Annotated in this window: 4 protein-coding genes; all 4 read left to right on the top strand. The window is 41.9% G+C overall.

Translation table 11 applies throughout. The features are described from left to right. Window positions 1–179: 179 nt before the first annotated feature. The 4 genes from AACQ42_RS00075 to AACQ42_RS00060 all read left to right on the top strand — a co-directional run bounded on the left by AACQ42_RS00075 (window position 180) and on the right by AACQ42_RS00060 (window position 3,406). A complete protein-coding gene (locus tag AACQ42_RS00075; RefSeq protein WP_064626895.1) occupies window positions 180–533 on the top strand; it encodes a glyoxalase/bleomycin resistance/dioxygenase family protein in 354 nt (117 codons plus the stop codon). Window positions 534–649: 116 nt separating this feature from the next. Beyond that, on the top strand, window positions 650–1,312 hold the full coding sequence (locus AACQ42_RS00070; RefSeq protein WP_094166355.1) for a Vat family streptogramin A O-acetyltransferase: 663 nt from the start codon (window positions 650–652) through the stop codon (window positions 1,310–1,312). A 145-nt stretch (window positions 1,313–1,457) separates the two neighbouring features. Further along, window positions 1,458–1,736 carry a hypothetical protein gene (locus tag AACQ42_RS00065; RefSeq protein ID WP_001012254.1) on the top strand — a complete coding sequence of 93 codons (279 nt, stop codon included), beginning with the start codon at window positions 1,458–1,460 and terminating at the stop codon, window positions 1,734–1,736. 1,421 nt (window positions 1,737–3,157) lie between these two features. After that, the gene (locus AACQ42_RS00060; protein ID WP_094166354.1) at window positions 3,158–3,406 is read left to right on the top strand and encodes a DUF3297 family protein; all 249 of its coding nucleotides are present in this window, start codon (window positions 3,158–3,160) and stop codon (window positions 3,404–3,406) included. Window positions 3,407–4,083: the final 677 nt, after the last annotated feature.

The following is a 4,083-nucleotide window of genomic DNA, read 5'->3' as shown; positions in this document are numbered from 1 at the left end:
TTTTGATCGAGTAAAGTCAGTTTATCTTATTGAATTTGCATAACAAACGGCTCAAGAGGGATTGCCAACGCTTGGCGGTTTTGGTGCAAAATTGAAGTTCAGTGTTTGCAGTGTGTTTTTTAAGTTCGGCGGTGCGTTGTCAACCCCTTAGCCGGGCGTTATGTGGCAGGAGAGAAAATATGACCCCAGCAGCAGTTCTTATTCATGTCCCTAATGTAGAACAGGGGTTAAGTTGGTATCAAAAAGCCTTTTCTGACGCGAAGCCTGTTTATCACTCAGATTTTGATTTTACAGTGTTAGACCTTAATGGCTTTTCTATTGAAATAGTGCAAGCTGATGAAAAGGTGGGCTCTGGTAAAAATGGTACTGTTCTTTATTGGTCGGTAAACGATTTATCCAAGTCATTAGCATGCTTTGAGGCTCTTGGCGCAAAGCTATACAGAGGCCCAATGGAAATAGAAAATGGGCTTTCAATGTGTCAAGTAGAAGACCCATTTGGTAACTTAATTGGCTTACGAGGCAAAGCCACATAACAAACGCTTCAAGAGGGACAGCCAACGCGTGGCATTTTTACCATGCGTTGGTTTTTGTGATTACGAAGTTATGCCGAAAGTTGGTTGTAGCGTTGGCTGCCCCTTAAGCGGGCGTTATGAGCCAATATGGAGAAATTATTTTGTACGGTCCAAATCCAAATGATAAAGAGCCAATGAAAGGTTTTCCTCAAGTTGGCTATCTAAAAAACTATATTAAGTCTCCAAATATTGAAGTTGGTGATTATACGTATTATGACGATCCTAATGGGCCTGAGAATTTTGAAAGTAATGTGCTTTATCACTTTCCTTTTATTGGGGATAAGTTAAAGATTGGAAAATTTTGTGCTATTGCTAAAGACGTTAAATTCATCATGAATGGTGCAAATCACAGTATGTCAGGTTTTTCAACTTACCCCTTTTTCATTTTTGGCAATGGTTGGGAAACGTCAGCCCCACAAGTTGGTGAGTTACCTTATAAGGGGGATACTGTAATTGGTAATGACGTCTGGTTGGGATATGAATCAACTATCATGCCGGGAATAACGATTGGTGATGGTGCAATCGTTGCTAGTAAGTCAGTAGTAACACAAGATGTGCCGCCTTATAGCATTGTTGGCGGAAATCCCGCTAAGGTTTTGAAACATCGTTTTGAGCCATATGTCGTAGATAAATTGTTAGCAATTGCATGGTGGGATTGGAGTGCGGAGAAAATAACGAAAAACCTAAAAGCAATAACACACAATGAATTAGATTTGCTTTTAGTGGAAAGTGGCTCATAACAAACGCCTCAAGAGGGACTGTCAACGCGTGGCGTTTCCAGTCCCATTGAGCCGCGGTGGTTACGGTTGTTGTGTTTGAGTTTAGTGTTATGCGTTGCCAGCCCCTTAGGCGGGCGTTATATGCCAATACAGATAGGAAGTAAAAATGAACTTTGTATATGAATTTCTATATGTGCTTTCACTATCGAAACGCACTCAATTAGCACTGATTCTTGGTGTCGTTTTTCACTTCGTAATTTTATTGGTCGGCAAATACTATATCGCTGAAATTGAGTTCCAAGGAGTAATGAAACCTTTGGAAGATGCCATAGTTGGGAAGTTATTACATAAATACGACAAGGTAGCGTTGTTTGCCTTGATTTCGTTCTGGGTCTTGGCTTTTAAATGTTACCGCAAAGATCGCAAAAGGCTATACAGCTTGTAGCCAAGGGACTTTTAGACTTTGTGAACAGGCACTTAGTATATGAATCCAAGGCATATAACAAACGCTTCAAGAGGGACAGCCAACGCGCGGCATTTTTACTATGCGTTGGTTTGTGTGTTTACGGTGTTATGCGGAAGCTTAGTCGTCGCGTTGGCTGCCCCTTAAGCGGGCGTTAGCTGAGGTTAAGAACAATCATAAAATTAAGCGTTTATTTTTCTTAGTCTGAGGCTCTAGCTTTACACCTGAAAGTCAGCACTTTTCCATGTATCTCTCCAGTGGCACTGTTCGTGAAGTGGTTGAACTAACCGAAGCCTTCTTACGGGAAGTGATGTGCTTGTTTATTTCTTTGGTGTGGCTTCTTTGGTTTTGAAGCTCTTTCGCGCTTAAGTTGATTTCGCGCACTTGGTTGTTGGCTTCTTCGAAAGAATTCTTTGTAAATTTAAGTCTTAGAAGCTCGTCAGTTTTGCTGTTATTTCTTCTTTGCCAAGTGCGTTTCGTGGATTAGGTTTTAGTTTCTCAGTTGTCTATTTTACTTTGCCGCTTGAAAGCAATAATGTGTTTTAAATTAGGCCGTTGGGTAGTCAATCTCCGGCTAAAGTGCAGCAGCTAACAAACGGCTCAAGAGGGATTGCCAACGCGTGGCGGCTTTAGTGCAAAATTGAAGTTCAGTGTTTACAGTGTGTTTTTTGAGTTCGGCAGTGCGTTGTCAACCCCTTAGCCGGGCGTTATGTTTACTTGTATTTCAGTGGCTTAAAGTTTCTTCGATCTATGTTCTTTGTCTCTTTGGCAGTTCGTTCGAGTTACTTCAGCAAATCGGCATTGTCGGACCAAGTTCATGAATCACTCAGCCCGTAAAAGATACTAATGTTCGTGGGTTGCTTCATTTTCGGGTCGTGGCGGTTGGTTTTAAATTTCACTGGCTCTAAGTCGCTTGCATCATATTTGCCAATCAGCATATCAGCTTGGCAGTTGCCTCGGCAATTTGCCATTGTTCTGCGCTGTGGTTGGAAAGAGAGGGCGCTTGTTGAACGTTGGTCGGGTTGCCTCATTGGGCAGGGAAGTGGATTTACGCGTTTTATGTTCCGTGCATCTGGCGGCCAAGTGAGTTTTGTCGTGTGATTGGGCTCAGAAAATCCGGTCAAGAATGCAGTTCTTTGCCAAATAAATCAGTCATTTGTGGTAAAACATAACAAACAATTCAAGCAGACCCTCAACGCTTAGCACTTTTGGTTTGCGTTGAATTTCGTGTTGCCGAGCAATGCGGAAAGTGAGCCAGTGCGTTTCGGGCTACTTAATTGGGCGTTATATGTCATCTAGTTCTGCGCTCTATGCCGCATATGAAATAGCATCTTTACTTTGTTGAGCGGTCGGCTTCTATTGTCTACAATAGCGCACTTTTTTACATATTTTAGGTTATGAATATGAACGACACTACAGCTAAACCCGCTTTGCCGGATCACCTTGCTGGTAATCCTCGCAGCCCACACTATGTAGCGGAGTGCTTTGAACATCACATTGGCATTCGTCTAAATGGCAAAGAGCGTACTGATGTTGAAGAATACTGCATTAGTGAAGGGTGGGTGAAAATTCCGTCACCGAAAGCTAAAGATCGTTTTGGCCAGTCGATGCTGATTAAGTTAAAAGGTGAAGTTGAAGCTTTTTATAAATAAGCTGCATTTTATACCGTCCGCATGCAATGTGTTGATAACTATGTAATTCAATGCATTGCATTCAAGATCTAGCTAGGTTTGTCATCCAAACATATAACAAACGGCTCAAGAGGGATTGCCAACGCTTGGCGGCTTTAGTGCAAAATTGAAGTTCAGTGTTTATAGTGGTTTTTTGAGTTCGGCAGTGCGTTGTCAACCCCTTAGCCGGGCGTTAGGCAAGGTGAGTTTTTATCAGCTAAATCGAGTTGAAATTGAGCAGTGAATTCTATGTTTTGTGGCTTAACTTAAGCAATAAATCGTCATCACATATTTGTTGTTTCTTGATCGCGTTGGGTTGTTTATCGCTGTGAATTCATCGGCAAAATAACCTTCGGCATCCAAACGTCCGCCGAGCATGCTACGCTCGTCACTTTTCTTCCAAATCGCTCAATTTGAGTTTTTTGGTTTCTTTTCTGATTTGAGATTTTGGTTTATAAATGAATCGCTTAGTTGGTTTTCAGTTTTTAAACAAGTCTTGTTCTTTGGTTTTGAAAGTATCGTTGTCAATCTGTTGGCCTAACAAACGGCTCAAGAGGGATTGCCAACGCTTGGCGATTTTAGTGCAAAATTGAAGTTCAGTGTTTACAGTGGTTTTTTTGAGTTCGGCGGTGCGTTGTCAACCCCTTAGCCGGGCGTTA

Origin of the sequence: Vibrio sp. V12_P9A6T4 (assembly GCF_963874835.1) — a bacterium.
In the GTDB taxonomy this organism is placed as follows: domain Bacteria; phylum Pseudomonadota; class Gammaproteobacteria; order Enterobacterales; family Vibrionaceae; genus Vibrio; species Vibrio anguillarum.
Note: the sequence above shows the minus strand (reverse complement) of the source record. Positions and strands in the feature narration are given on the sequence as shown.